Here is a 26,685-nt window from a genome sequence, read left to right as displayed (position 1 = left end):
GTGTCCTGATTGTCTCGTTACCGTCTCGTTCACAGGGTAATCTGTCGCCAAGGTGATGGCGTTTGCACGGTGTCCATAGGAGGGACCCGCGCATCGCGGAGTGACCACACGAGTCTGACGCAGCGATGCGCGGGAGGTACCTGTGGTCACCGTCTGGCACACAAGAAGGAGAATGCCGTCGATCTGACAAAGGAGAAAAGCATGGCAACAATTGTCCGTGCGAAGTCCGTCGGCTAAGCTCGACATGATGATCGGGTGCTGAAGAAGGGTCGATGCGGAAATGCCTAGCCCCTCGATTAGCATCTGAGCACTCGGTTGGCGTTCTTTATGTCCGAGCCCGTGGGAACCGAAGGTCAGTTACTTCAGATATCCCATTATACCATGCCGGAACAGCCCGCCTCGAGCACGAGCGGTACCCCCAAAATGCTGCGCATTTTGGCTCCCCCACTCGCCGGCTCCGCCGGTCGCCTACGGCGATCCTCGACCCGATCTGCTCCGGCATCGTGCACGTCTCTCGTCTTCAAACAGAGGAGAGACACATGCTTACGATCTACGACGAAATCCAACAGCTGCGCACCGAGCTTTCCGCTTGCATCCTTACGCCCAACGAACGCGCAGCATCTCGGGCGGAGCTCGCAAAGCTTATTGCAGAGCAGGCAGCGATTGATCGCCAGTTCGACGCTATGATCGCCGAGGAGGAGCCGCCCGAATGACGGCACCTTCTTCCAACAGGACACTTGACTAAGACCTAAGAGCGGTCCCCCCAATTTTCAGCCGTCGCCTTGTGGGCGCCGTCAGAAAATCGGCTCCCCCGCTCGCCGGCTCCACCGGTCGCTTCGCGATCCTTGACCCTCGCTATCCGGATGCCGGGCGTTTCCCGTTCTCGACGAGGAGAACGGATCAACAATGAGGTTCGACCATGTCCATCCAGATCAATTCCGCCGACGACATCATCCGCGTTGAATTCTGCGGCCACTTCTACGCCGAAGAGAGGAGCTGCGCGAAGCGATCTGGCTCATCAACATCGAACTCCGCAACGGTCTTCCGAAGAATGAGCGCGTCGAGGCTCAGAAGCAGACCGCAGAAATGGAGCTGGCCCTGGAGGCGCTGCTCTCTGCGGAGGGTGCGGGGCGGTGACACCCCCTTCCCCCTCCATTCCGCGTCCTCGTCCTTCTATCGCCCCTTGCCATCGAGGCTGCGGGAGCGATTTGAGGGGAGAGACTAGCCGCCTCTCCCCTCAAACTCCCCTCTCCTGTCGGTGCGGGTAAACACCCGCCCGGCCTTTCGGGCCGTTAGATTGACGCTGCCGCGACTTTCCAAAACAATACGGAGGCCGAGCCGGACTCTTCACTTCGCCCTCATTCTTCGGGCTGCGTTCCGACGGCTCTTGCTCTCCTGCGGTGTGCTCGCCGTCTCATCCTTCGTGCGTATCGGCGTCCTTTCCCTTCGGTTCAGGGCGCCTCAACGCACTCACGAGGACGGCTCGCCTCGGCATTAATATTCGCGCGAAACGACTCGCCGTGCTGATCCTGCGCCCCCGATCACAGGCTGCGCCGGTGATCGCTATTGCTATGTCTGAAGACTCGCAACAGCATTGGGGGCTTGGGCACGAGCGGATCGTTTCGCGCGATTATTAATGGCAGGATAGGCTGGCGGTATACCGCCAGCCGTTTCGCCCGAGGGGCGAGTGCGCTTCGCTGTTTTGAGTTAGCTGGAGATTTGGAACGGCCTCTATTTCGGCCAGACCGCTGAGGCACGTCATGGCATGTTGCCCTGGCTTGGAGCGGCCTGCTCGTTCCGGGCGCTGTATGGCCGTTTGTTGGCCAGCAAGGGAAGGTGATTGCGGTGCTAAAACTAGTGAAGTCGGAGCCAAAAACAGCCGGCAGAACTGGAGACCTAGCGTCGTCCATAATGCACGTCGCTACGTCGCTTCGAGTGCCACTCTGCCATTCTGCCATATTGGCGGAGTGGCAGAGTGGCAGAGTGGCAGAGTGGCAGAGTGGCAGTCGCGACAACGCTACAACGTTACAACGCCGCGATTGCACAACTGGCGCACGTGCATTATGGGCGACGCTACGTCTCCACGACTGCCATTCTGCCATCTTGTCACACTGCCATAACGCCACTCTGACATAATGGCATAATGGACAACGCTACGTCGCGATAACTGGCAGAATGGCAGTCGCCACAACGCTACAACGCTGCGATTGGACAACTGGCACATGTGCATTATGGACGACGCTACGTCTCTACGACTGCCATTCTGCCACAATGGCAGTCGCTACCACGCGACGTCTGGCAGTCGCCGCGACTGCCACTTTGTTAATCGTTGAGGGGTAGGGTTGAAGACAGGCTCATTTTCCATGAGCGTGATCGAACCATGGCGTGTGAACACAAGGATCAGCGATGCGACCTCTTTCACTGGCAATATCGACTTTCAAGGGTGGGGCAGGCAAGACAACGTTGTGCGTCAACCTGGCCGCTGAATTTGCCCAGCAGGGACACCGCACTCAACTGGTTGATTGCGACGACCAGCAAACGGCGACCCGTTGGTACGAAGTGTCAAAAAAGCGAAATATGCTTCCTGATGATGGACGGATCTCACATCTGCAGATTTCGTCCGAGGATGACTTCCATGGGAAATTGAAATCGGCCCCGACCGTCGACATTCGCGTGTTTGACGTTGGAGGCTACGTGCACGGCCGCGCCGTCGACGTCTATGAAGAATGCGACGCCGTCATCATTCCGATCATTCTGGAGCCCACCTCGGCCACCCAGGCAATCAATGTGGCAAATATCCTTGAGGAGATATCGAAGAAACGAGGCGGCCGCCGAATTCCGTATGCGGCAATGTGGAACAACGTCGACATGATCGCCCTAAAATCGAACCGCTCGTTAGGGGAGGTGATCAAAATCCTAAACTACGGCAAGATTCCGATCGTCAATTCAATGATCAAGAAGAGCAACCATTATAGCGACGTCGTGGCCGGATACGGTTCGCTCTACACCAAGCTGGAGACTATCCGGAACAATCCTAAACTCACGCCTTCGGCACGTATCCGCGCCTCGGAAAGCGTTCTGGACTCAATCGACTCGATCAAAATGGTCAACAACGAATTCATCAACCTTCTTGCGTCCGAGCAACCGGGCCAGAAGAAAGCGAGTAACGCCTGATGTCCAAAGCACCCAAGGAACGCGAACCCGTTGCAGGCAACATCGTCAGCATGGCTTCATCGAGGTTTCAGGCGGCAGAACCCGTTGCCGACGACGACGCAGCTGTCGCTTTTATGCCGACCGATGTTACGATCGAAAAAGCGAGGCGCACTACGCCGGTGCCTGCCGGAACATCCTCCCGGTCCGAGGCTGAGCCCACCGATCAGGCTATTGGTTCGCCGGTTGGGTCATCGACAACGACGCCAAAGCCAAAAGCCGCAAGCACGCCGCCGCCTCGAAAGACGCAGTCGCCTGAGCCCAAGCCCAAAGCCGGGACACGCCGTGTTTCATTATTCTTTGACGATGAGATGATGCTCCGCGTTTTCAAATACGCTGTCGATGTTGGGCAGGATCCCAACAAAGCACTCCACCGTCTGATCAATGAAGCCTTGTCGGAGAGGGGGTTCTGACTTCATGCGGGAACCAGCCGTTATGTTTCGGCTGCCTGGGCATGTGTTGGCAAATGTCGACGCATTGGCGAGCCGACTGAATTTGTCCGTCAACATGGTCGCAAAGCTGACCGTGATCAGAGAGATCATGAATACGCCAGCCATGCTTGAAGAACATGACAAGCAATTGGCGAATATGCATCAGTTCCTGCGTGAGATGGCCTTCCACAATGAAGAGTTTCTAGCCGATAATGAAGATAGGCGGGATGAAGCGGCGAAAGCCATAATGGCGAAACTTAATGAAGTCATAAACACAATCGACTCTATTCGCGACGCCGCTTTTGTGAGACCATCGACTTATATCGAGGAACTAATTCGACAGCACGATGAACGACCTATCCAAGGGTCGCTCGGGGCCTAGGCCGGAAGAGCGACGACTACCGACATATTTCGATCTGATAGACGACGAGCTCCGCCGCCGCGGTGGCGGGGGAGGGGGCGGAGCGCGCCGCTCTCCCACGGCACCGAACGTGCACAGCGGCGCCGCTACCGCCCTCAGCCGAGCAACTGGCAACAATGCCGTCGTCGTCAAGGTTCTGTCCTACGGTGCTGGATCCGGATCGGCCCGGAACGTTCTTGCCTATCAAAGCAAAGAAGAACGGGCACACGACCAGGACGGCCGTGAAGTTTCGGATCTGAACCGAGCTGTCAGGGAGTGGGAGCGAGAATTCGGAAACCGAAAAGGCAGCAAGGATATCGTCCGCTTCAGCTACGAGCTTGAAAAAACGGATCGCGGAAGTGTCGCTCGAGCCCTGGACTCATTGGCAGGGGAGGGGTTCCGTCACGCCGGCGACACCGATCGAACATACGCATTCAGTGTGAGCGCTGGCGTCAACGGACAGACCCGGCTCCACCTGGCGCTTGTCATCGCTCATGAAAAGAAAAGCCGAGCCGACCGGAGCAGCGACAATCGGATCCCGGCCGAGCTCGATGACATTCGGGCCATCGATGCTCGTCTAGACAGTGCCTTGCGCAAGGAGGGTATCAAGCCGATTTCCCGCTATCCCGTCGACTTTGCATCAGGCCCCAAAGGACTGACGGCAACCCTGCACGCCATGCAGCGCGACGGCGCTGATGTCACCCTGTCGACAAAATCCCATATCAAGCAGCGCGGGGGAAAAAGCGGGGTCTATGAGCGATCCGACGATCGTCGCGAAATCACGACCACGGATCACAAGGAAATCACGACCGAGGGCAAGACCATCGCCGCTCTGATGCAAACGCGCCAACCTCGTGATTTCATGCACCTGTTGCTATCAGGCCCCGCCAATGTCGATCGCGATCAATTCGTCCTGGCCGGCCGAGACTTCTTGAAAGAGCAATTCGCAGGGCACCGATACGCCTATGCCGTTCATAACCGACATGACATGGAAAAGCACCCGCACCTCCATGTCATTGTCTCATTGCGCCATGCTGGCGGGAAGATGATCAACCCAAACATTCGTGACTTTACCGAATGGCGGCTCCGTTTTGCAGATAAGGCGCGCGATCGCGGAATTGCGATCGACAGGCAAAAGCGCGTCGAGAGGGCAGGTCCTCCTCCCGTCAAAAGATGGGAATGGGAAATGTTCCGGCGCATGGGAGCTACTGCGCCGACCAATGTCATCGACAAGGTGATGTCAAAGGTCCGAGATAAGCCGACAGCTCCGAAGCTGGAGATTGCGAGAGAAAAATTCGACCAGACTAAAAGATCTATCAACCGTGTTATTGATATGCTCGAGGGGCTGGCAAAAGACAAAACAGCGCCAAGTACAGCACGTGAGCTGAGCCAAGACCTGTCCGTAGGACTTCGACGGGAGTATAATCGGCTAGAAGCTGCAATTCGCGAGGGCAGGGACCCTACACAAGAGAAAGGTCACGACCACATGTTGAGATCCACACCCATCAGCACCGGACAGGCAAAGACCGCCAAGGAGGCTTTGGCGCAAACGGCAGTCAGCGTTGCCGCAAAAATCGCGAACCCTGCCGATCGGATTATCTTTGAGCAGGCCACCAAGGTGATTGGCAAAGTTGTCGGCCTGCAGCTGGATGCGCGTGCGGCGAAGGAGAAGGATCGCGGCCAGGACAATCGGAAGTCCACGTCGCTCGAGACAAAGTCCGCCGCCGGCCGCGACCACGTCGCGGAGCAGGGGACCCTGAACAAAACCTCGAACAATCGAACAATCGACGCAGCGCGCATCGCCAGCGCCAACGCCAGCCACGATGTTCGCGAGAACGACCGCGAGGAACGCGGCCGCGATCGGCAAGAAGAGCAGCAGCGCGATCGTGAAGTCGCGAAAACCATTAAGTTGCGCCCGCCGCAGGAAAAGGATCGCGACCGGAGCCGGTGAGGAGAGGGCGGTGGCAACTCCCACGCGTCTTGTCGATACCGTCAAGTGCACGCATCAACTGCCGTTTGGAAATTGTCTTCAAGCTTGTTGAGTTCCGCGGCCATGGGGAAACTCTACCCCTTCGGCGTCCGGTCGATCACGCCGCTGTTGATGAGGGTGGGTCATGTCGCGATGCACGGCCTGCACGTCACGACCAACGCGGCGCGCTACCTCGCGAATCGAAAGCGCGCCCTTTCCGGCGAGGGCCTTGACGATGGCAAGGCGGGGAGGGGCACAATACCTTGTGCATATCGTCGTAGCTGGCGAACTCGATGGAGGGAGTTGCATCGACTGCTCCACCGGCCTCCGCGCTACGGATCGCCGTAGCGAACCTCGCCCTTGATGTCAGCCAGGCGCCCATCGGGGTAGTCGCAGACGATGACCTTCTTGCCGGCGAGCCTCTTCGGCAGATCGGTCGGCTCAAGGCTGAACAGCAACGTCTTGAGATCATGCATGATGGTATCGCCCCCTTCAACAGGATTGCGGATGTCGCGTAGATCCGTATTTTAGGTGCATTGAGAACGAAATTGCGCATTGCGGAACAAGCGCGACCCCGTAAACCCGTTGACGAGAGGGTCATCCAACACTATGTTGTGTTCTAACAACTAACCCAGCATCCTGAGAGACACGGGCTCCGGGCGGTTGGGGAAAAAAGCCGGCGCAAGCCGGTTTTTTTATGTCTTGGGGGCAGGGGTGGCGGCGTTACGAACCCGAATCTATATCGACGGTTACAATCTCTACTACGGTTGCCTGCGAACGACCGCCTTCAAGTGGCTCGACGTGCTCACCCTATTCGAGACGCATATCCTGCCCACTATCCTCTACCGGCCCGCGCCTGACGCCGATCCGGCGACCATGATCCTGCATCCAGACTGCGCGATCAAATATTTCACGGCAAAGATCATTGGAAGTGCGGCAAAGGGCGAGGACTCGGTGTCGTCTCAGGCCCAGTACCACAATGCGCTGACGACACATTGCGGTGGCCGGCTGTCCTTCGTGATGGGTCACTACTCGCTCTACAAGGCCAATCAGCATATTGTTCCAGCCGACGATCCGAAGCGCTGGCCGCGCGATTGCGACAAGATCCAGGTCTGGAAGCTCGAGGAGAAGCAGTCCGATGTGAATCTGGCGCTTCAGCTCTACGACGATGCTCTTAGTGGGGAGGTCGATCAAGTGGTGCTCGTCACCAACGACACCGACCTCGCGCCGGCGTTGGACATCCTGAAGGCTCGTTGCCCGCACATCGTCCGCGGCTTGGTGATACCGACGCGCAAAGTCGGGGTGGGCAGTGACCTTGAACGCGAAGCAAACGCCTCGCTGGCCCAACTCGCCCATTGGGTCAGGCGGCATATTTCGCAGGATGAGCTGCGCGCCTCACAATTGCCAGATATCGTTCCCGGCCGCCGCCGCGCCAGCATCAAGCCGCACTCATGGTATGCGAAGCCGCATCACCTTGCGAAAATGCTGGAGATGGCCCGGCCGGTTCTGCGCACCGAAGGCGAAATCCTGAAATGGGCGCGTAAGGAGAGCGACCATCTCGGCTGCCGTCGCCCCATCGATCTGATCGAGACTGATGAGGGTGCGGCGGAGGTCTTCGACTACATAGAGGCATATATCCGCGACCGGCTCGGAAAGGTCGGCGACCAAGCCGATTTATCCTCCAAGTCCTGAACCCGGGGGTCCGCATAGAGTGCGGCCGACCAGGATGGTCGATGTCCGCCAAAGTACAGCCGACACATTTTCGCATAGGTTGCCCCTCGTAAGCCGCGCACCGCCAACCTGTCGCGATTACCCGGTTCTGCAAGCCGGGCTACGCTCTCATAGCCGCCATTGTGGCGACTTTGATGTCCCCCAGCAGATCGACAGTCGAAAACTTCCGCGTGAGCGGCTCCCGCGGATAAAAGAAGAATACCGATGATCTGACTGGGTGGCGAACGCTTGCCGCGACATCTTCCCAGTGTGCCACTCGCGCAAATCGCCAAATGAAACGTCCAACCCCGCATGAACGCTGCCCTCGACCGTCGGCTCCCCAGGCGTGAGGATTTTCTCCATCACATGTCGGCTATTGTAGTGAATCAGCAGCATCCCCGACCGGAGCAGCAACTATGCCAGATTGCTTGCACACATACATTCAATCTATGTTGCAACCAAGTTCGAATGTCGCTTGGCCAGCAAAGTAGAAATGTCGCAACGGGGTAATTCGCACAGCAGGTCGCAGCAATTTAGAAACGCGACAGTGACGCGCTTCTTGGCGCCGACGTTAGCGCCCGATCGGGCGTAAGCTGGTCAGGGTTGCGCAGCCCGATCGGGTGCGGCTCAGCCAAGCTCCCCGGCTTTAGATCCCATGAGGAGTGAACCGCGGTCGGCGCTCTGTCAGAGTGAGGCTGCATAGAAGCACTCGCTCAACAGGAGACGGCCATGGAGAACATATCCTTCCAATCCGAATTGCCGACCGCGATCCGTGTCGATCTTGGCGCAATTTTTGTTTCCCTGGAACTCAGTCGATCGACCTGGCTGATCACGTCGTTGTCGCCGGGTGGCGGCGAGAAGATGTCCAGGCATGTGGTGAGCGGCGGCGATGTTGCCGAGCTGATGAATCTGTTCGACCACATACGGAAGAAGGCCCACTCTCGAACCGGGTGCTCATTTCCGATTGTGACAATTCAGGAAGCAGGGTTGGACGGTTTTTGGATACATCGCGTGTTGGAGGCGAACGGGATCGAGAGCCATGTTGTCGATGCGGCGTCGATTGCCGCTTCGCGTCGCCGCCGGCGTGCGAAGACCGACAGGATCGATGGAGAGGCGTTGGTTCGGGCGCTTCTCGCGTTCAAACGCGGTGAGCCGCGTGTGTGCGCGATGGTCAGAGCGCCGAGCCCGGAAGAGGAAGATCGGCGTCGCGTCTGCCGGGAACGCAAAGTGCTGATTGCGGAGCGGGTGGAGCATGTCAATCGCATAAAGGGCCTGCTCTTTGCCCAGGGCGTCAGCGGTTACGTACCGCTTCGCAAAGACCGGCGCAAACAGCTGGAAAGCCTGAGGACCGGCGATGGCCGTCCGTTGCCGAAGCACATCAGCGCTCAAATAGAACGGGAACTTGATCGGCTTGAATTACTGCTGGAGCATATAGTTGCGGTGGAGCACGCGCGCGATGCGATGATAGCCGTGACCAAAGATGTGATGACCACCGCGTCGACGCCCGCAGCAAGGCTATGCGCCCTCAAGGGCATTGGCGCCGAGTTTGCCGCCATCCTCTGGGGCGAGGGACTGTCTCGCCATTTCGACAACCGGCGCCAGGTTGCTGCCTATGCAGGATTGGCGCCGACACCCTGGCAGAGTGGAACCGTTGATCGCGAACAAGGTGTGTCGAAGGCCGGCAATCCTCGGCTACGCACGACAATGATCCAACTGTCGTGGCTGTGGCTGCGCAATCAACCGATGTCGGCGTTAACCGGCTGGTTTATGGAGCGGGTCCAATCGAATGATGGTCGGATGAAAAAGAGTGCCATCGTGGCGCTGGCGCGAAAGCTCCTGATTGCGCTTTGGAAGTATGTGACTTTCGGCGTTGTCATTGAAGGGGCGGTGATGAAGACCGCATAATGGCGAACGCTCAACCCAATTCAGCAATCTTCCAGGACTGATCAATCCTGGCGGATCCAGGTGAGCGAACCGCCTCAAAGTTTGGCTTCAAATGCCGCGCTTTAGAATGGTCCCGTTCTCCTGAGCCTTTGCCGCAACGCAAGCGGGATGTTGGTGCTGCCGTACAATACGGCAACCGTATGTGAGTTTGAACCGGCATCGGAGACGAGCCGGGTCACGCGAACCGGCTCAGACCATGGACTCCGAAACAATAGAACAAGGAGAAGCTCGTGCTCGCCTGAAACACCTTGACGCCAAATTCCTCATGTGAGCTTTGAGTGCCGGACTGGACGTCTACTCCGCAGCCAACAGCCCCGCCAATGCCTGTTCTCGCCGAGCGATGACGGCGGGATCGTTCATGAAATCCGTCCGTCGACCAGGCTTGCGGCCACGCTTCTGGTAGCCATTGCTCTGGCTGCCATCGGGAATGCCGAACAAGTGGTTCGCCTGGCCTGTGCGCCGCGGTCCGTGTTGGCTGCGTGTCAGCTCACGGCCGGCCTGCATCTCGGCCACCATTGCAAGCGCTTCATCCAGGCGTTTGTTCTCGACGATCTCCGATCTGTGTACCGAGCGCAGCTTGTCAAAAGTTCTATAGGGTAGGGACGTGCTGCCCTCCATGATCTCGAGGCGGCCATCGGGATAGTCGCAGACGACGACCTTCTTACCGGCCAGGCGCTTAGCGAAGACGCTCGGATCGAGAATGAACAGCACCTTGTCGTAGCGCAGTGTCAAAGCCTGGGACAGAGTCCGCATCTCCTTGCGGCACATCGCACTGTCCAGATTCTCATGATCGGCAAGGGGGCGATGCATGTCCTTCGGATTGCGTGGTTCCTTGCCAAAACGGGCATTGAAGTCGGTAGCAAACTCAGCCGCATAGGCATTGGCCGCCTCGATCGTGCTGATGCCGCGAAGGCGCAGCTCCTTCACAAGCCGGTCCTGCAGCGTCTGATTGGCGCGCTCGACGCGACCCTTGGCCTGCGGGCTGTTGGCGCAGATGATGTCGATGTTCAGTTCGTAGAGCGCGCGACCGAACTGCGTCAGGCCAGTCGTTCGATCCTTCTCCGAACCATGCGTCGTGCGAAACACGCCATGCTTGTCGCTGTAGAAGGAGATCGGCTTGCCCCATTCCTGCAAATACGCCTTGGTGGCGATCAGATAGTCGAACGTGTTCTCGGAACCGGCAAAGCGCAGATGCAGCAGCTTGCCGGTGGCGTCATCGATGTAGACGAGCAGGGCGCACTTTGGCCCCCGGCTCTCGAACCACCAATGGTGCGATCCGTCGATCTGAACCAACTCGCCGAAGCAATCTCGCCTGCCACGCGGTTGATGAATCTGGCGCTTGCGCTCACGTCGCGATGTCCAAATGGCGGCTTCGGTCATCCACTTGCGCAGCGTCTCTTTGCTGACCGCTATCTGGTGTCGCTCGAGCAGCTTCTCGCGGACAAGCGTCGGACCAAAGTCGACATAGTGTTCGCGGATGAGCTCCAGGACAAAGTCGCGAACGTTATCGACGATGCGATTGTTCGAACATCTGCCGCGCGCCTTGTGCCGGAGAGCCGCGGCACCGTCGTCTTGGAATGTCCTCAATAATCGTTGGGTCTGGCGGACCGTGAGCCCCAGGATCTTCGCGCCCGACGCAGTGGAGATGCGTCGTTCAATGACCTTCGACAAAACCTCGATACGCTTCAGCTCGCGTTCGCTCATCAGAACAAGTCCCAAGTTGCAATCTCCCGCACCGTCGAAGGCGGAGAGATTGGCAGCGCACAAGCAGGAGCGACATTCCTACTTTGCCAAACCCGGACATTTTAACTTAGCCCCTACAATCTAGAGTTGCATAAGATAGTTTATGGAACTTGAAGCGATTGATATTGCTATCTAATTATGGTTTTCGCTCTCTTTGTTCGTCGGATAGATCGCTGACAAAGCTCTCGCCATCAGCTGCTCCCTCTATCCCTATTTTTCTGCCAATGGATCACGCGCCATCTCCGCATATTCCTCGAGATAGCTGCGTGAGGTTTTGTCGGACATTCTTTCCGATAGCTTTTGCACCATCAGATCAACGTCAGCGTTCAAGTCCGTAGCGTCGACTTCGCTGGCCGCATTCACGCTGTCAAAAATCACCTGATTAAAGGCGGTAACGTCGGAATCAAACGCGTCGCGGACTTCCTGCCGCCGAAGCACCGGCGAACGAATGACCTGCATATCTGGCGCATCCTCGCGCGCCAAATGCCGCTCCCGAACAGGATCCCGCTTTGTAAGGATGCTGGCATATTTGTTACGATCGAGCTTCTCAAGGTCGATCTCCAGGTCGTCTTCGTCGGCTCCGTCCTTCTCACCAATTTCCTGGTTTGCGCGCTGTGTGGTGGCTTTATTCAGCGAGCCGCGGTCACCGGAATTCATCTCACTAATTGGGCGTCTTTTCCGGCTTGCTTTTGTATCGGATTCCGATTCATCGTCGGTTTTAGGGCGCTTGTCGTTATGGCTGAGGGATACCGTGTTGACGTTTGCAATCTTTTGAGGCGGCTGTTCCTTCTGCCGCTCTTTCCGCAGATCATCTTCAGTCACTCCGACTGAACGCTTCTCATCGAGATCAAGCCGATGACGCAGCTCATCGAGGGACGAGATATACACCTGGCGGATACCATCCTTAACCGAGAAACGAACCTCATGAGCGTTCTGTGGCCGCTCAACGGACGCAAAATCGACCTCCATCGCTGCCTTGACGCGCCGGTCTTTCACTTCGCCTGTCGCATCCTTCGCGGAAGGTCGGGAGCCGTTGAATTTGACGGTATCCGCAACGGTCCATTCTACCGGCTCCATGCGTGGCTTAGGCAGAGGCTTGAACTTGCGAACCTTCGAGAACATGCGTTCGCCGCCCGAATCCAGCTTCATAATCCGCATCAGCGGCATTCCGGTCACCTGCAGGATGGCTTCTTCGGGCTTCATCATCATCAGCGTGTTGACCGGGAGAAGATCAACGGCCACCGGCACCTTAGAAACCGAGCGATCACGACGACCATGACGATGCGTGTATGACGACTGATCAATCCATCCCGTCGTCTTGCCGGCCGCTATGGAGACCGCAGTTGCGTCCTCCTGGTTCTGGAAGTTCATAAAGAGTTTGATGGTTGAAGCCCCCATGAGGATCTTTTGGCCAGATTTCTGGTACAACCGCTCGAGCTGCGCGCCGTCCTGAAGAATGAAGACGAAGCGCACGCCGTTCTTGCGGATCAATGGCGCCAGGGTCAAAACCGTATCGATGCGGCCGCCATTGCCGAACTCGTCGAGCATCATGAGGATTTCGTGCTCGCCATCCCGCAACTTGCCCATCTGCACCAGCTTGTCCGCCATCTGCTGGAGGAAGATCGAGATCAGCCGCTCGTAGATCTGGATCGCGTTCCAGTCCGCCTGGATGTAGATCACCATCTTACGCTTCCGGATGGTGTCGACCGGGATCGTCGTTATGGAGGTCAAGGCCTCGACGAGAGGGTTCTGCAGGAAGTTGAGCTTCGCGACGATCTCGGCCGCGATGCCCTCCCCGAGCTTTTCATGCCGTCCGGAAAATTTGGTCAGCTGCATACGGGTCTGATCGGAGAGAACACTTTCATAGTTCTCAAGCAGCTGCACGATCGCCTTGCGCTCGTCCGACATCGAGTTGAGGATGCGATAGAGCTCGCTCAATGATTTTCGCGTATCCGGGCATTCGAGGACGAAACCCAACATGGCTGTCATCAGGATACGGGCGCTTTCCTCCCAAAAATCCGATGAATCGGAGCGAAGACGCTCCGGAAGCAGCATTTGCGTCAGCTTCTGGAGGTCGGTGATCCGCTGATTTGGGTCCTTGCTGATCAGATCGAGAGGATTGTAGCCGTCAGTGAGCTTGGAACCCGGCGCCAGCAAATAGACATCGTACCCCTTGTCTTTCATGTAGCCGGAGGTTTCCTCAAACAGCTCGCCGCTCATATCGAGAACGAACTGGGAGCCCTGAAAGCTCATCATCGTCGGGATCACGAAACTGCGCGACTTACCCTGCCCTGGCGAGCCGATGACCATGACATGCTGATCGCCGTCATTGCGCAACAACAGCCCCTGCTTCAGCCCAAGCACGATCCCGTGCTTGTCGCGCAGCCGGAAATCCGCCGCATCCTTCAACGTCGCGAGACGGGCCTTGCCCATGACCATACGCTGACGCTTTTGCACCGCCGCTCCGATTGGAAAGCCTACCAGAGCGCCGGCCGCCGCAAGCCCCGCCAGTGCAGCCAATACCGTTTGACGCGATGGCCGCTGATAGGCGCCGGCCGCATCAATCGCGCCAAAGGGCGCCTGGTACATGGCCGCGAGATGATTGCCAAAATATTCGGCCGCTGCGGCATTATGGCCGAACTTCGTCGCGACCAGAAAAAAACCGATGCCATAGGCGATCACACCGACATAGGCGGCCGCGAAGACAAGGGCCGTATTCGCGATCAGGCTGAACATCGATCGCACATGCAAGAGATAAAGAATCTTGCGCGAAAGCGCTCGTCCTCCTTTCATCATCCAGAGACAAAACCAGGCGAAGAGGAAAGGCGCCGCCAGCACGACGGCGAGAACCGACAAGCCAAAGGTGTTGCGGATGCCGATGATCGACCAGGTGTATCGAACACCATCCGGAAATGGGGCCTTGGAGATATAGTCGAAGAAGGAGGTCGAGCCGAACGACGTCACATAGAGGTCATAGATGAGCGTGAAAAAAGCAAGCCACAGCAAGATCGCAGCGACAAGCGCCACCGGGAAGGTGAAAAACGATACTTTCTGGAGACCAGTCCACTTCGGGCGGTCAATCTCCTCGTCCGTGTACACGCTTGCCATCTTCATCTACCTCATCGGCGAAATAAATTTCGCTGACGCCGCGGCCGCCGGCAGCATCGCTCTTCTTCAACTGCACCACGATCGGAATGATCGACCGGATGTAACGAATGATATCGTCGCGCTCCATGCGAACATTGCTGTTCAAAACGAGTGTCGACAACCGATTAAAAGCATGATGCGGCGAATTGGCGTGAATGGTCGACATTGACCCTGGATGGCCGGTATTGATCGCATTCAGGAAGTCGAATGCCTCTTCGCCACGCAACTCGCCCATAAAAATCCGATCCGGCCGCAAACGCAGCGCGGTGGCCAGCAGATCCGTCATCGTCACACGCGCTTCGCCCTGCCCCCCTTTCGAAACGAGCAGAGAGACGACATTCTCTTGACGCGGCTCGAGCTCGGGCGTGTCTTGCATCAATACGAAGCGTTCATTGTTCGGAATAGCCGTCAGCATCGTGTTGAGGAATGTCGTCTTGCCAGTCGACGTTCCCCCGGAGATCAGCATACTGCGATGGTTCTTCGCCGCCATTTCAAGAAAGGCCCTTGCCTTTCCCGCCCGCAACACGTTCGATAATTCGACATCGACATCGTCGATATAGTCGTCACCCGTCACCTTGGTGAATCGGAAGGCGCCGGCTTTCTCATAATCGTCAAGGTCGAAGCGCCGGATAAACTGCTTTCTGATCGACAAGGCATGGCCGGTTGCCGATGTCGGGTTCAAGACAAACTGGACGCGCTCGCCATTGACGAGTGTGGCCGACAGCAAGGGTTTTTCAGCGTTGATGTTCTGCTTGGTGAAGGATGCGGCACGAGACGCCATATGGCGTATCGCCTCTTGCTCGACCCCTTCGACAATCACCTTTTCCATTGCCAGCGTGCCAATACGCTCGAGCCACACTTCGTTGCTTCGCTGGCACGAAATCTCGACGATGCTCGGATCGTCGAGAAAAGTCTTAATTGGCTCTAGCGCTTCCGAGAGAAAGTGCTGCTCAGCCGAAATGGACGGACGCGCATTCATTTGTAGACGGGCTCGTCTGGCACGCGGGTAGCACTGTCCCGCTGTTCCCTCTTGTGCAGAAGCCGCTCGTACTCTTCCCGCACCGGGTCGGGATAAAGGTCCGCAAAGTCCAAATCACGGGTGACGAAAACAGTGATATCAGATCCCTGGGCAATATGGATCGTCGGACGGATGCTACGGGTGTCTTCGAACGCTTGAGAGGCCATCTGCTGAATCCCTGACGCGATGGTTTCAGCCGCGATTTTTCGCGCCCGGGTTTGGGAACTGTCGCCGTTATCCTGCGGGGTGCGCGTGACTGAACCGTCCGAGTTGACGATCGTAATGTACTGCGTTTCCTGCTGGCCAAGTGAGGCAACGTATTGTGCCGCGCCGCCGATCATCGTCATCAATGCTGGCGGGCCGAAGCGTTCCCAATATTTTTTGTCCACTTTGCCCGTCATGCCCGAGCGGCCGAGCCGATCAGTACCATACGAGCCCAACTGCACAGACACGCCGTCGCCACGGATCATACGGGTCCACACGATGAAAACCCGCTCCTGCCCGCGTTCAACGCCAGACTTGTAGTCGCCGATCAGTGACGAGCCTGCCGGGATTAGAATGCGACGACCATCGAACGAATAGACGTCCTCACGCACGATGCCCTTCACCATGCCGGCTAGGTCCGAATTGATGGCCGTCTCAAGCGTGCCACGAATCGTCGTTCCTTGCGGGATCCACGCATCGGTGCGGAGATTTTCCGTCGCCGTCGAGACTTCAACACCCTGCCCGCCCATGGCCTTCAGGAACGCGCGATCATTGTCGACAGCGCCACCGCCACCGCCTGCAGCTTGTCCTTCAGCAGCAGACGGCTCGCCACCGCCAAAGCCACCCTGCCCGTTTGCTGTCGGCTGAGCTGCTCCGTTGGTTTGATTCGACTGATCGAAAACCATGGACGACGAACGCACACGCTCGAGCAACTTCGCTTGCCGAGCAAGTTCGACGCATTTCGGATGTTCAGGATTCTTGCCGTTGGAGCAATCGACGTCTTCCGGCGTCGCTACCGGCATAGCTGCCGGAACCACGGCGGCCGGTGGAGGCGGCGGCGGCGGAGGTGGGGCCTCTGGAACCTGCACGGTCGGCAACGGTGGAGGCGCTGGTGTCGTAAACCCGTCATTCCTCGGGGCCTGGATCGGCTGAAACTCCTCTCGCGGCGTTGTATCGACGATCGGCGCTTCCTGGCGACCGGACAAAAGGAAATAAAGCACGACACCTACGCCCGCGATCGCGGCCGCAACCGCGACTGGGCGCATGATGCCAATGCCCACTTTTCTGACTGGACCGCCGATCGCTGTATCGCCTTCGATCGAATGATAGTGAGAATCGGACATCTTGCCCCCTACCTTGATCGAGTTTGCGGTTGGAGAGGGCCGCTGCGCGATCCGCCCTTGCCAATCCTCTTAGGACCCACCACGCCTTCGATCGGCGCTGGCGCATCGGCCGGTGCGGTCCGCAAATTGAAAAGGCACGTTTCTTCCTCCGTGCCGTAGCGTAGCGTCCATTGCCGCGAAACTGTATCGATGACGATATAGTCCTCTTCCCTCCGGTAGTTTATGAGGCTTTCGCGTCGCTTTCGGTCAACGATAAAAATCGCTGGAACGTCACCAGTGAACTTCATGAAGGTTTTCAGCCCATCGTCGAACACCCACAAAGGCTTGGCTGAATCGCTGCCTTTGAAACCGTAGTCGTAGTTGACCTTATCCCGGCGGATGTTCTTGATATTAGGGTTTTTTTGGGCGTCCTGTGCCTGCTTCCACATCTCCGCCGTGCCCCTCAGTCCTGCGTCCTCGGGATACGTGAAGCGTAGCTTGTAAGTCTGATTGAGCATCGAGCGGGTGTCGTTAACGCGAAGATCAAAAGAGTAGGTCCGCTTTGATGTAACCACCGACAAATTCGTCGGCGCATCTTTTTCCATCGGCTTCAACGTCAGCGACCGCCGGTCTGCTGATGTTAGTATCTGCCATGACACGGTGTCGCCGGCGACGACCTGGGTGATTTCCTCATCAGCACCGAACAGGATGGTCGTCACCATCCCGTAGGTTCCTGTGACCAAAAACACCTGCTCTGACGAATAGGGCAACGTCCGCACACGCGGATCGAGCCGGCCAGGCCGAGCAACCAGTTCCGCATGAGCCATTGATATGGTCAAAAGCAGGCTCAAGAGGATAGTCGTCGTTCTCTTCATTGACCCACCAACCCGGACGGCATGTTTTCAGGCACCTTTACATACTCGGTCACGACAAAACCGAGCGGGTTGTAAAGCCGCACCCTGTTGCTTGCCTGCAAATTGATCTGCTTATAACGAACCGTGGCAGACCACCTGTTCACCACCTCGCCACCACGCTGGCGCTCTCTCGTCTCGAAGCGCACATTCATGGTGTTAGCGTTGAGAGGATTGACTGAAAGGATCTCCGGGCGAATTTCACCGGTTGATCCCAAAGTCTTCACCGGCCCCCGTGGGTTCGATGGATTCATCGACTCCTCATAGTCCTTAAAGGCCTTCGAGCCCGGCTCGGACCAGAGAGCAATCATGTCGAAATTGTCTGACAGATAACGTGGATCGTAGGTCTCGCGCCGGATGGCATAGTTGCCAACAAAGGCGGCTCTAACAGCCTGCATTTCCGCGACGTTTGTCCGGTCCTTCTCGAGCGTCGTCACGGTTTCCATATAGCCGGTGTTCTTATCGACGATGAGGGGCACGACCTCGGTGCGCACCAATGGAAATAGCTGTGCAACCGAGAAAGACAAAATTCCCGCTACTGCCCATCCAGCCACGGCGAAGAACAGCAAAATGAGGCCAATCAGCGTCCTCAATGATTTGTTCTTCTCGCCCCATGAAAGGTGCTGATCATAAGTCTCTTGCGGACCTGGCGCCTGATCGCTTGGCACCTCGTTCTGCCGCTTCTTAAAGAACGCCACTTTCCAACCTCATATGTCCCAATCGACACAAACTTTGTGGCGTGTGAATCAATCACATGCACCATAAATTACACTCAAGTGCAAGAAAATGGGTTTCCTTACGGCAACAACCGCCAATTAGCCGCCGTTGCGCCGTCTGTTTGTCAACATCCGCCCTAACGCACCCGCACCAGCACCCATGCCTCGGCCCATAGCCCCCCCGGCAGCCATTGTTGCCAAGAGGGCACCCTTCGGCCCGCCGGCCATGGCAAGCGCTGCCCCTGCGGCTTGTGCCCCTCTGCTGTTACCCTTGGAAAGTCTGCTCTGAGCACCACGATAGAGTTCCGGCACATACCCGCCGCCTGAAACGCCGCTCATAGCCGCACCAAACGCAAAGGACTTCGCGAAATCCGGCACCTGCAGAATGAAATAGGAAATGATCGCAAGATACAGAACTATGGCGATCGCGATCGCAAGTGCATTCTCCTTAGTTGCCATGCTATCGTTCACCGTCTCCATCATTCCAGCAAGAAAGCCGAAAGCCAGGCCCGCCATGATGTAAGTGAAGAGGAGCATGAACATGCCGTAGGCAATTCCTCTCACCCAGGCACCAAAGACGAAATTCGTGATGTGAAAAAAGTAGCAAAGGATCGCAATAGGACCGACAGCCAACATGATAGCCGTAATCATCTTGGAGAAAAGCGTCACTCCCGTCAGGATCAGGAGCATTGGCAATAGACCAAAACAGAACACGATAAATACAATAACAGCGCCGGTCACATTCGGCATGATGCCAGACTCGAACGAGTTAAATAGCTTCATCGTGAAATTGTAGATCTTCAAACACATACTGGCGACTTGCTGCGCCAAATTCGCACCAGCTACGTCTCCTCCCATCGCAGATGATATTGCTGACCCCAACTGCTGGGGAGTTTCCAAGACAAACTGCGCGATGTTGTCGTAAAATATCGCCCACGACATGATTAGCGCATATGCTAATGCAACCTTGAATCCGGTTATGGCCATGTCCTGCAAGGTCACGCTGGAAAGCCCGAGCGCTCCCCACAGAAAATACAGGATCAAGAAGAGCGCCAAGATGGCAGAGATCAAATTGCCGTTCTCGGCGAACAATCCCCAGGCTCTCTCCAGGGAGGCAACATTGATCTTGTCGAAATAGCTTAGCGCGTCGCCATAAAAATTGACTGCATAGCTGACCGCGTCCATCGGTCCCCCTTAGAATGGATTCACCGGCCTCATGGGACCGCAATCGTCTTCATTTGTCACAGCCAAAAACACGTCACCAGGCTCAGTGCTCCCTTTAGCTTCCGAGCCATAGGCCATACTCGGCACGGGGTTTTCATCGGCCGAACACCTTGCCAACTGCTCATATTTGCCCGCGCAACCGGTTATGGCCGCGCAGGCCAGTATCAAAAAACCCACAACCTTCACTGGTTCTGATCCTCGAAGGCCTTCAATTGATCACGTACCGACGATCCTTGCGGCTGTTGACTGCCACTGCGGATGACACTGTCGGGAAGCGGAGCAAATACCTTCATATTCTGTGACGACGTTGCCAACCCTGCTTTGTACTGCTGATTGAGCAGCATGACTTGGTTGTTGAGCGATCCGACTGCCTCGTTGGCGGTCTGGTTGCCCTGCAGCACCATTTGCGTGTTCTGCTCAAGCGCGCCCTTAAGATCTTTCGCCGTGCCGATCTGCTGTGTTGCCTGCTGGAACGAATTCTGACGATCCTTTGACGCAGCGTTCATCGCGTCCGTTAGGGCTGTCATCGTTGTGAGGGCATTAATACCCTGAGAATAGGCTTGATTGGCGCCTGACAGGCTTCCGCCATTCACCGTATCGGTAACCATCTTCACCAGATTGAGCCCATTAATGAGCTTCGCCGCAGCGTTCTGGAATTGGCCACCAATTCCCCCGAAAACTGCCGAATTACCCGACAGGATGCTGTCGAATCCAGGCGCCTGTCCCATGCTGAAACCGTTGCCAGCCGCAAGCGATGCGAACTGACTGGCGTCCTGGGTTCGGTCGCCGGTAATGGCCTGCAGGGTCTTTGTCGTGTTGTCCTTGACGACCGACGTATCCTGCTGGATCTGAGCGGATAGCCGCTGAATTTCCTGGTTGATTTTGATATTTGCAGCGTCCGTGACAGGGACCTGCGCATATGCCGACGACATCGCGAGAACGCTCAATGCGCCTGCTATGATGAGTTTCTTCATTTCGCCTATCCTCTTTTCCAACTGCTACTGCGCGATCGGCCGGTTATCGACCACCGTTACTAGCCCCAACGCGGGATCTTCCATGACAGAGAAAGTTGCCGCCTCCCCCTTCAAACGGGCCTGCTCTTGCAAATTCATCAACCAGCCCTGAATGTCCTTCGTGGATGCAGGCGACGGGACGGCATAGCAGCGCGTTCCTCCGGTATTGAATACCGCTGTTGGGCACTGAACCTCCGGCATCACAAGGGATCCATCGCCAAATCCCTTGTCACCCCCAGCACCACTCGATCGCAACCCCGCCGATGCAGCAGTCAATCCGGCCTGCAAGCGCTGCAAATATTGCTGATTTGCTTCCGTCGATTTCTGCACAAACTCGTTCCAGATCTTGCCTCGCTCGAGCTGCGCTTCTGTGTTCCGGTCCAGCGCCTTTTTCAGCGGCTCTCCGCATGCCTGATTATAGCCAACGGTCTCCGGGTCGGGCGTGCTTCCACCCTGTGGTGCCCGATCGCCGTTGTGTGCTTTGTTTTGATTGTAGTAGCCGGAGACCTTTTTGACGTAATCCTGAGTTTCTGGAATGTTCGGGACTCTGCCATTCAGGAGCGACTGCCGATATGGCCCGGCATTATAGCCAGCGGCCACAAGATCGGTACGGTTGCCGAACATGCCTTGCAGCTTCTTTATGTACTTCACGCCGCCGCGGATATTGTCCCGCGTATCGTACGGATTGACGTCCAACTCTGCGGCTGTCCCTGGCATGAGCTGCATCACGCCAATAGCCCCAACGCCCGAACGAGCAGACTGCCTGAAACGCGATTCCTGTTCGGCAATTGCCATCGCGAAATTAGGATCGACACCCTGACGGATGGCTTCCTCCTCCACCATTCGCGCAATCTCTTGCTGGCTATGCGTGCGCTTTGCTGCTGGCGCCCGTGTCGTATCGCCCGACATGCCCTCAGCCGAGCAGTCCATTGGCGATCCAGATCCCTGCCCTGGGGCAACGCTTTCAGTTGTGCCACCTGACGCGCCCTTCACCTTCTTGGTGTCGGCCTCATAGGTCGTATACCAGTCCATCGTCTGCGTTTGGATTTTCACTCGCGCGCCGTCGATAACCGGGACCTGCGCCAGCGCGACCGAGGACGACAATGCAGTAGCCATTGCCAACGCAACGGCCAATGCCCTATTTGGTGACATTGCGTTGTTCATCCCCTTCTCCCTCGTTCCAATCACAGAATTTCGACAGCCAGTTCTTCGGATCGTCTCCATATTCGTCGCGAAGAATCTCGACCTCGCGCACGGTTTCCTCGCGACCCGACAACACCTTGATGAATTCCGGCATGTGAGACATGTCCACACGGGCGATCACGCTGTCCTTCGCGTGCTTGATAAGCATGAATCGCGACTTTGGATCGCCGTTCTTCACCCAATCGAATTCGGCCTGCGAAAGGCCGAAATGATTCATGTAGGAGCTATCGTCAGCCTTTGGGTTTGCAAAGAAAATGTTGGTGGACGTCTGCTCGATAATGGTCCGGCTCACGCTCGACTGCACGACGTCATCGGCCGACTGCGTTCCGAAGATGACAAGACCATTCCGCTTACGGATGGTCTTGAAGTAGTCCTTCATCGTGCGCTTGAATTCATCGTCATCGAGCAGCTTCCACGCCTCGTCCATAAGGTTGATGATGGGCGATTTGCCGTCATAAATGGCATCCAGCCGATGGAACATGTACAAAAGCGCTGCCGTGCGGACCGTCGGATCGTCAAGGATTGACGTCATGTCGAACCCGATCATCGGCTTCGTGACGTCCAGATTGTCCTCCGCATTGTCGAAGAGCCAAGCATACGGGCCTTGGTCAACCCACTTGTCCAATCTCGCAATGAGGCTTCCTTCGGTTCGCTCGCTACCAGCTAGCAGCGCGCGCAGCGACGATAACCTACGATAAGACTTATCCTTGGTCTTCAAGACCGACTTGATCGCATTGCGGATGATGGACTCTTCCTGGGGCGTGAGGTTTTCGCCCTCCTTCGCCGGCTTGAGCATGAAGCTCAAAAGCCGGTATAGAAACACCCGGTTCCTCTCCGTATCCTCGAGAAGAAGCGGGTTCCAGCCCGACGGCTCACCCGGTTCCAAAGTCATATACGTCCCGCCGGCAGCGCGGACCATAATGTCAAGGCCGCGATCCTTGTCGAACACCACTGTCTTGAGCCGCGGGTTAACCCTGTACGCCTGCAGGATCATGAACGCCATGATCACCGTCTTACCGGAACCGGTAGGACCAAACACGGTCGTGTGTCCGACATCGCCCTGATGGAAGTTGAAGAAGAACGGCGTGCCTGATGTCGTTTCGAAGATCGTGATTGCCGGTCCCCAGTGGTTACCGTCCGGCTTGCCATAAGGATAGGCGTGGAAGCTGCTCAATCCGGCAAAATTCAGCGTGGAGATCAACGCCCGACGCGCAATATAAGCCTGATTGCCCGGGAGCTGAGCCCAATAGGCCGGTTCGGCATTGAGATCCTCTCGCACGTATGAAGCGCCAAGGGCGCCCAACTCGTTACCGATAAGTGCCACAGCATCGTCAAGTTGCGCCGTGGTCTTCGCGATCGGCATGACCGTCAAATGATGTTCAGCAAAAGCCACCCGCTTTCGCGCCAACTCGTCACGGGCGATATCGAGATTTGCATGCACACTGGACCCGCCCTCGTCCGCCTTGGAGAGCTGCCGGTCCAACCGCTCAATTCGGTTGCGTGCGGCCATGTCGTCGACGAACGACATCGACTGTGTGACAACCATCTCAAAGGGCAGCTTCAAGATGTAATCGAGCATGCCCGCGCCAGTCTCCGGAGGGTACTCCTTAAGCGAGACTATACCGGCGTACCGATCATCTTCGGGCGTATCGCCCTGCAGATGAATTATGCGATTGCCGATCGATGTGCGCCGTGCGGGCAGCAATTCATCAATCGGAGTGTTACCCAGGCGGATCGGCCTTACCCGACCGCCGTTCAGCAGTGTGTAGAAGAACTCGCACTGCTCCGAGAACCAAACCTTCCTCGCGCCCTCTTCAAGAACCATGTCCTGGGAGATATCGCGGTAAATCCGCTTGCCGTTGCCAAGATCGACCTCGACGCGCTGCACGTCGTGCAGCACCTTCGGCCCATAGGCATCCAGTGACTTCTCAATCGCGCGCGTGGCCTCGACGAGCTTGTCCCGCATTAGACGGAACTGCTCTTTTCGAACGACATTACCGCCCACGCCCATGACGCGCGAAAGCGCAGATCCCTTCTTGAAGAAAGGGCGCACGACTAGCGACACATAAGTGTCGTTCACGAACATTTCGTTCTTCGAAATGCTCGCCTGATAGATGTCGTCCATCTTTTTCATAAACGGATCGGCAAAATTCGACGGCAACGACGGCGCAACCTTGTGCCGAATGACATGCGTGTAGAGTGAAAAATTACCAATCGAGGAGATCGCGCGGAACGCAGAATTGCGTTGACGCTGAAGCATGTTGATCGTCTCGATGTCAGCGGTCTCGAACGAAAAACCGTTCAGCCGAAGCGTCGAGACAAGACAGTCATTTTTCAGCCGAATGATGCCGTTTTCAATCGGCACGTAGAAGGGGATGTGGGTGGAGATGCTCTTGTCGGCGAAGATCTCCCAACCCTTCGTCAATGATCCCTTCAAGGAACGCGCCATCGTATTCATCGATCAAACCCCGTACGTTCGAACCCCGCCCCCAAGCTTGCGGCCCAATGGGTTCACGCCGCACATGCTGAGACGACCGACAATGTCAAAAAACCAAAGATCGAGCTTCACTGTCAGCACATACAGAATGCTGTGGCAGACAATGAAAGAAACCGGGAACCATAAAATGGAACCTAGGATCATGAAAACCATCAGCGAGATGAGGCATTCCGCAAGAAAATATGTATACGGAATGCCCATCACTGTCGGCGGTCGCGTCAGTGCCAGTATGACGGGGTAAGACTCAATATATTCGTCTTCGCCGCCGTGGCTGTTGCTTCCAGCCACCATGGATCACTTACCGCTACCGGCCAGGAAATCGACCAATTCAGCAGCAGCAAACATGCCGGCAAGGCAGCCTGCCACCCTGAGAAGAGCGCCCCAATTCCAGTAGCCAAAAGCAGCCGCAAGGAACATGCCGATAAAAGCGATCGCGCCGACCGAACGGCCGAACGGACCAACGAAGAACTGCACCAGCCGATCGGCCGCCTGCTGCAGAGCATCAAGGTTCTGCGCAGCTGCCGGCTCGAATTGGCTTACCAGCAGGACCATGCTGGATACGGCAAGCATCGCGCCGTTAACCATCCACTTGCGTCCCTTGGCCGAATACCAGGCGGACCGGCCATATACGGCAAGCGCCTGCAACGTCCCCACAATCATATTCATTGAAGCACCTCTTCCTTTTTGATCTTCACAGGGCCACTGACGGGAACCTGTCCACTCTCCTGTTCCACACGGCCGCTTTCGTCGCCCGTGCTACCAACCGAAAAGACCAGCATTGGCGACTTCGCCCGCTCTGCCCGTCCCGATCTTCCACCCGCTTTCCTTGCCGTCGGCGCAGCCCTAGCACCGCGACCGATCGCAAAAACCTCGTCGGTCGAGCTCGTATTAGTGTAGAGCCCCACCACGCGCGTCACGTAATCCGCCGTCTCCTGAATCAACGGCAGAGACCGACGGACATCCACTCTCGGCTCACCGGCGTTATAGGCTGACGCGATCAGCACGAGATTTCGGTACTTGTCGACGAGAACGCGAAGAAACCGCGCCCCTGCCCTTATATTCTGCGAGGGCTCCGTGAGGTCCGCCGCGCCAAAAGCCTCTCCAACCTTGGGCATGACCTGCATAAGTCCAATCGCGCCTGCGGAGCTAACAGCCTGCGGATCGAACCCGGCGTCCTCCACGCGCATGATTGACAACATCAAATTCGGGTCGACACCCTCTTCCGCGGAGATCGTCGTCACCAATTTTGCGTACTCGGCCGGAACGCCTTCCAGCAAATCCGGCCTTGGCTCGTTCCATGACGGAGTCACGGCGCCCTTCAGCGCAGTAACTTCGTCAACGGATGGCCCGTCCACCATTTCCTCTTGCATCTCCCCATGTGAGAAGACCTCTATGGAGGAGCGCACGGCTTGCTCACGCAGACCAAGTGCTGTTTCTGCCTCCGGCGCATAGGCAACGACCAAACTGCGATCAACCACCCCCGGCGCTCCCTTAGCTGACACAGTATTGTCAACTACATCGAAACTATTCCAACCCCCGCCAAATCGCTCATTAAAGCGGTCTCCTCCGAGCGGCAGAGCGACCACCACGTCTGCCCGTACAACCTTCCCGACAGAGCCAGATGCCAGTTCTTCCGGTGAAATCTTCACCTTTATCGGCTGGTAGGCTGTCGCCATAACCGGCTTCAAAGGCTCGTCGCTCCTGCGTGCTGCCGATGCGGAATCGCCGACATTCGACACTCCAGCAAAGCTTGTCAGGACAAAAGCTGACGTCGCGGCAGCCAACCCAGTGACCCGCGACCATCCTTTCCCGGATCCTTCCACATGCACTAATGAGCTGCAAATCATCGACTGTGCTACCGTGAGTTCTTATAGCGTAGTAGAATAATTTGGATCTCATTCCAAGCGAAAAATCAACGAGAATCCTTCGTACCCCTAGGCTTTCATGCCCTAGGCTGGTCAATGCCTACATTCCAATCTTCTAATAGAATCAGTCACGTACCCGAGACCAGACGTCTGATGTCCAACGGTAACGTTGCTGCTCACGGTCCCCCAGGACCTTTGCCAGACGCACGGCAGTTCCTCCCTTTATGAAAACTGAACCCGCGTCCGCACCGGACCGAACTCCATAAATTTCGCACAGATAGATCGGCAGTTGCTCCTGCACTCTTTGCATCGGCAAACACGACGACACCTGGTACTGATAGTCCCCACTGCTCGCCACATATGCCCGCGACCTTTGC

Annotated in this window: 22 protein-coding genes; 7 read left to right on the top strand and 15 right to left on the bottom strand. The window is 56.8% G+C overall.

Annotation, left to right across the window (positions count from 1 at the left end; translation table 11 throughout):
• Positions 1 to 539 precede the first annotated feature (539 nt).
• The 5 genes from ABVQ20_RS35565 (at position 540) to ABVQ20_RS35545 (ending at position 5,992) form a co-directional block, all read left to right on the top strand.
• Positions 540 to 713 carry a hypothetical protein gene (locus tag ABVQ20_RS35565; protein WP_354464493.1) on the top strand — a complete coding sequence of 58 codons (174 nt, stop codon included), beginning with the start codon at positions 540 to 542 and terminating at the stop codon, positions 711 to 713.
• 1,693 nt (positions 714 to 2,406) lie between these two features.
• A complete protein-coding gene (locus tag ABVQ20_RS35560; RefSeq protein WP_354464492.1) occupies positions 2,407 to 3,174 on the top strand; it encodes a ParA family protein in 768 nt (255 codons plus the stop codon).
• On the top strand, positions 3,174 to 3,623 hold the full coding sequence (locus tag ABVQ20_RS35555; protein ID WP_354464491.1) for a hypothetical protein: 450 nt from the start codon (positions 3,174 to 3,176) through the stop codon (positions 3,621 to 3,623). The genes ABVQ20_RS35560 and ABVQ20_RS35555 overlap by 1 nt, the downstream gene beginning before the upstream one ends.
• A gap of 4 nt (positions 3,624 to 3,627) precedes the next feature.
• On the top strand, positions 3,628 to 4,023 hold the full coding sequence (locus ABVQ20_RS35550; protein WP_354464490.1) for a hypothetical protein: 396 nt from the start codon (positions 3,628 to 3,630) through the stop codon (positions 4,021 to 4,023).
• Between the two features lie 109 nt (positions 4,024 to 4,132).
• Positions 4,133 to 5,992: a relaxase/mobilization nuclease domain-containing protein gene (locus ABVQ20_RS35545; protein ID WP_354464489.1), complete on the top strand. Its 1,860-nt coding sequence runs from the start codon at positions 4,133 to 4,135 to the stop codon at positions 5,990 to 5,992.
• Positions 5,993 to 6,070: 78 nt separating this feature from the next.
• Here ABVQ20_RS35545 and ABVQ20_RS40705 read toward each other — a convergent pair whose 3' ends face one another.
• Positions 6,071 to 6,319 (bottom strand): HVO_A0114 family putative DNA-binding protein, encoded by a 249-nt coding sequence (locus tag ABVQ20_RS40705; RefSeq protein WP_494337959.1) that lies wholly within the window; start codon positions 6,317 to 6,319, stop codon positions 6,071 to 6,073.
• A 23-nt stretch (positions 6,320 to 6,342) separates the two neighbouring features.
• Positions 6,343 to 6,486 (bottom strand): hypothetical protein, encoded by a 144-nt coding sequence (locus ABVQ20_RS35535; protein WP_354464488.1) that lies wholly within the window; start codon positions 6,484 to 6,486, stop codon positions 6,343 to 6,345.
• Between the two features lie 238 nt (positions 6,487 to 6,724).
• Here ABVQ20_RS35535 and ABVQ20_RS35530 point away from each other — a divergent pair, with 238 nt between their 5' ends.
• Positions 6,725 to 7,702 (top strand): 6-hydroxy-3-succinoylpyridine hydroxylase, encoded by a 978-nt coding sequence (locus ABVQ20_RS35530; RefSeq protein ID WP_354464487.1) that lies wholly within the window; start codon positions 6,725 to 6,727, stop codon positions 7,700 to 7,702.
• Between the two features lie 747 nt (positions 7,703 to 8,449).
• Positions 8,450 to 9,625, top strand: a complete 1,176-nt coding sequence (locus ABVQ20_RS35525; protein ID WP_354464486.1) for an IS110 family RNA-guided transposase — start codon at positions 8,450 to 8,452, stop codon at positions 9,623 to 9,625.
• A 333-nt stretch (positions 9,626 to 9,958) separates the two neighbouring features.
• Here ABVQ20_RS35525 and ABVQ20_RS35520 read toward each other — a convergent pair whose 3' ends face one another.
• The 13 genes from ABVQ20_RS35520 to ABVQ20_RS35460 all read right to left on the bottom strand — a co-directional run bounded on the left by ABVQ20_RS35520 (position 9,959) and on the right by ABVQ20_RS35460 (position 26,119).
• A complete protein-coding gene (locus ABVQ20_RS35520; protein WP_354464485.1) occupies positions 9,959 to 11,368 on the bottom strand; it encodes an ISNCY family transposase in 1,410 nt (469 codons plus the stop codon).
• A 249-nt stretch (positions 11,369 to 11,617) separates the two neighbouring features.
• Positions 11,618 to 14,521 carry a type IV secretory system conjugative DNA transfer family protein gene (locus ABVQ20_RS35515; protein ID WP_354464484.1) on the bottom strand — a complete coding sequence of 968 codons (2,904 nt, stop codon included), beginning with the start codon at positions 14,519 to 14,521 and terminating at the stop codon, positions 11,618 to 11,620.
• A complete protein-coding gene (gene virB11 / locus ABVQ20_RS35510; protein ID WP_354464483.1) occupies positions 14,484 to 15,533 on the bottom strand; it encodes a P-type DNA transfer ATPase VirB11 in 1,050 nt (349 codons plus the stop codon). The genes ABVQ20_RS35515 and virB11 overlap by 38 nt, the downstream gene beginning before the upstream one ends.
• Positions 15,530 to 16,900 carry a type IV secretion system protein VirB10 gene (virB10, locus tag ABVQ20_RS35505; RefSeq protein WP_354464482.1) on the bottom strand — a complete coding sequence of 457 codons (1,371 nt, stop codon included), beginning with the start codon at positions 16,898 to 16,900 and terminating at the stop codon, positions 15,530 to 15,532. The genes virB11 and virB10 overlap by 4 nt, the downstream gene beginning before the upstream one ends.
• 8 nt (positions 16,901 to 16,908) lie before the next feature.
• A complete protein-coding gene (gene virB9, locus ABVQ20_RS35500) occupies positions 16,909 to 17,754 on the bottom strand; it encodes a P-type conjugative transfer protein VirB9 (RefSeq protein WP_354464481.1) in 846 nt (281 codons plus the stop codon).
• Complete coding sequence (locus ABVQ20_RS35495; protein ID WP_354464480.1) at positions 17,751 to 18,488, bottom strand: VirB8 family type IV secretion system protein; 738 nt, start codon at positions 18,486 to 18,488, stop codon at positions 17,751 to 17,753. The genes virB9 and ABVQ20_RS35495 overlap by 4 nt, the downstream gene beginning before the upstream one ends.
• A 117-nt stretch (positions 18,489 to 18,605) precedes the next feature.
• Positions 18,606 to 19,691, bottom strand: a complete 1,086-nt coding sequence (locus tag ABVQ20_RS35490) for a type IV secretion system protein (protein ID WP_354464479.1) — start codon at positions 19,689 to 19,691, stop codon at positions 18,606 to 18,608.
• 221 nt (positions 19,692 to 19,912) lie between these two features.
• Entirely contained in the window at positions 19,913 to 20,704 is a 792-nt protein-coding gene (locus tag ABVQ20_RS35485; RefSeq protein WP_354464478.1) for a conjugal transfer protein, read from the bottom strand.
• 24 nt (positions 20,705 to 20,728) lie between these two features.
• Positions 20,729 to 21,907 carry a lytic transglycosylase domain-containing protein gene (locus ABVQ20_RS35480; RefSeq protein ID WP_354464477.1) on the bottom strand — a complete coding sequence of 393 codons (1,179 nt, stop codon included), beginning with the start codon at positions 21,905 to 21,907 and terminating at the stop codon, positions 20,729 to 20,731.
• Entirely contained in the window at positions 21,882 to 24,404 is a 2,523-nt protein-coding gene (locus ABVQ20_RS35475) for a VirB4 family type IV secretion/conjugal transfer ATPase (protein ID WP_354464476.1), read from the bottom strand. The genes ABVQ20_RS35480 and ABVQ20_RS35475 overlap by 26 nt, the downstream gene beginning before the upstream one ends.
• Before the next feature lie 3 nt (positions 24,405 to 24,407).
• Positions 24,408 to 24,734 (bottom strand): VirB3 family type IV secretion system protein, encoded by a 327-nt coding sequence (locus ABVQ20_RS35470; protein WP_354464475.1) that lies wholly within the window; start codon positions 24,732 to 24,734, stop codon positions 24,408 to 24,410.
• Positions 24,735 to 24,737: 3 nt separating this feature from the next.
• Complete coding sequence (locus ABVQ20_RS35465; RefSeq protein ID WP_435528485.1) at positions 24,738 to 25,088, bottom strand: TrbC/VirB2 family protein; 351 nt, start codon at positions 25,086 to 25,088, stop codon at positions 24,738 to 24,740.
• A 17-nt stretch (positions 25,089 to 25,105) separates the two neighbouring features.
• Positions 25,106 to 26,119, bottom strand: a complete 1,014-nt coding sequence (locus ABVQ20_RS35460; protein ID WP_354464473.1) for a lytic transglycosylase domain-containing protein — start codon at positions 26,117 to 26,119, stop codon at positions 25,106 to 25,108.
• Positions 26,120 to 26,685 lie beyond the last annotated feature (566 nt).

The organism is Mesorhizobium shangrilense, from assembly GCF_040537815.1.
Classification (GTDB): Bacteria; Pseudomonadota; Alphaproteobacteria; order Rhizobiales; family Rhizobiaceae; genus Mesorhizobium; species Mesorhizobium shangrilense.
The sequence above is the reverse complement of the archived record's forward strand: the minus strand, read 5'-3'. Positions and strand labels throughout refer to the sequence as shown.

Bases quoted from the DNA above. Each gene is read 5' to 3' on its own strand.
- ABVQ20_RS40705 (WP_494337959.1), bottom strand. From the start codon at position 6,319: ATGCAACTCCCTCCATCGAGTTCGCCAGCTACGACGATATGCACAAGG.
- ABVQ20_RS35470 (WP_354464475.1), bottom strand. From the start codon at position 24,734: ATGGTGGCTGGAAGCAACAGCCACGGCGGCGAAGACGAATATATTGAG.
- virB10 (WP_354464482.1), bottom strand. From the start codon at position 16,900: ATGTCCGATTCTCACTATCATTCGATCGAAGGCGATACAGCGATCGGC.
- ABVQ20_RS35460 (WP_354464473.1), bottom strand. From the start codon at position 26,119: ATGGCGACAGCCTACCAGCCGATAAAGGTGAAGATTTCACCGGAAGAA.
- ABVQ20_RS35490 (WP_354464479.1), bottom strand. From the start codon at position 19,691: ATGGACGCGGTCAGCTATGCAGTCAATTTTTATGGCGACGCGCTAAGC.
- ABVQ20_RS35565 (WP_354464493.1), top strand. From the start codon at position 540: ATGCTTACGATCTACGACGAAATCCAACAGCTGCGCACCGAGCTTTCC.
- ABVQ20_RS35475 (WP_354464476.1), bottom strand. From the start codon at position 24,404: ATGAATACGATGGCGCGTTCCTTGAAGGGATCATTGACGAAGGGTTGG.
- ABVQ20_RS35535 (WP_354464488.1), bottom strand. From the start codon at position 6,486: ATGCATGATCTCAAGACGTTGCTGTTCAGCCTTGAGCCGACCGATCTG.
- ABVQ20_RS35515 (WP_354464484.1), bottom strand. From the start codon at position 14,521: ATGAAGATGGCAAGCGTGTACACGGACGAGGAGATTGACCGCCCGAAG.
- ABVQ20_RS35485 (WP_354464478.1), bottom strand. From the start codon at position 20,704: ATGAAGAAACTCATCATAGCAGGCGCATTGAGCGTTCTCGCGATGTCG.
- ABVQ20_RS35525 (WP_354464486.1), top strand. From the start codon at position 8,450: ATGGAGAACATATCCTTCCAATCCGAATTGCCGACCGCGATCCGTGTC.
- ABVQ20_RS35555 (WP_354464491.1), top strand. From the start codon at position 3,174: ATGTCCAAAGCACCCAAGGAACGCGAACCCGTTGCAGGCAACATCGTC.
- virB9 (WP_354464481.1), bottom strand. From the start codon at position 17,754: ATGAAGAGAACGACGACTATCCTCTTGAGCCTGCTTTTGACCATATCA.
- ABVQ20_RS35480 (WP_354464477.1), bottom strand. From the start codon at position 21,907: ATGAACAACGCAATGTCACCAAATAGGGCATTGGCCGTTGCGTTGGCA.
- virB11 (WP_354464483.1), bottom strand. From the start codon at position 15,533: ATGAATGCGCGTCCGTCCATTTCGGCTGAGCAGCACTTTCTCTCGGAA.
- ABVQ20_RS35560 (WP_354464492.1), top strand. From the start codon at position 2,407: ATGCGACCTCTTTCACTGGCAATATCGACTTTCAAGGGTGGGGCAGGC.
- ABVQ20_RS35520 (WP_354464485.1), bottom strand. From the start codon at position 11,368: ATGAGCGAACGCGAGCTGAAGCGTATCGAGGTTTTGTCGAAGGTCATT.
- ABVQ20_RS35550 (WP_354464490.1), top strand. From the start codon at position 3,628: ATGCGGGAACCAGCCGTTATGTTTCGGCTGCCTGGGCATGTGTTGGCA.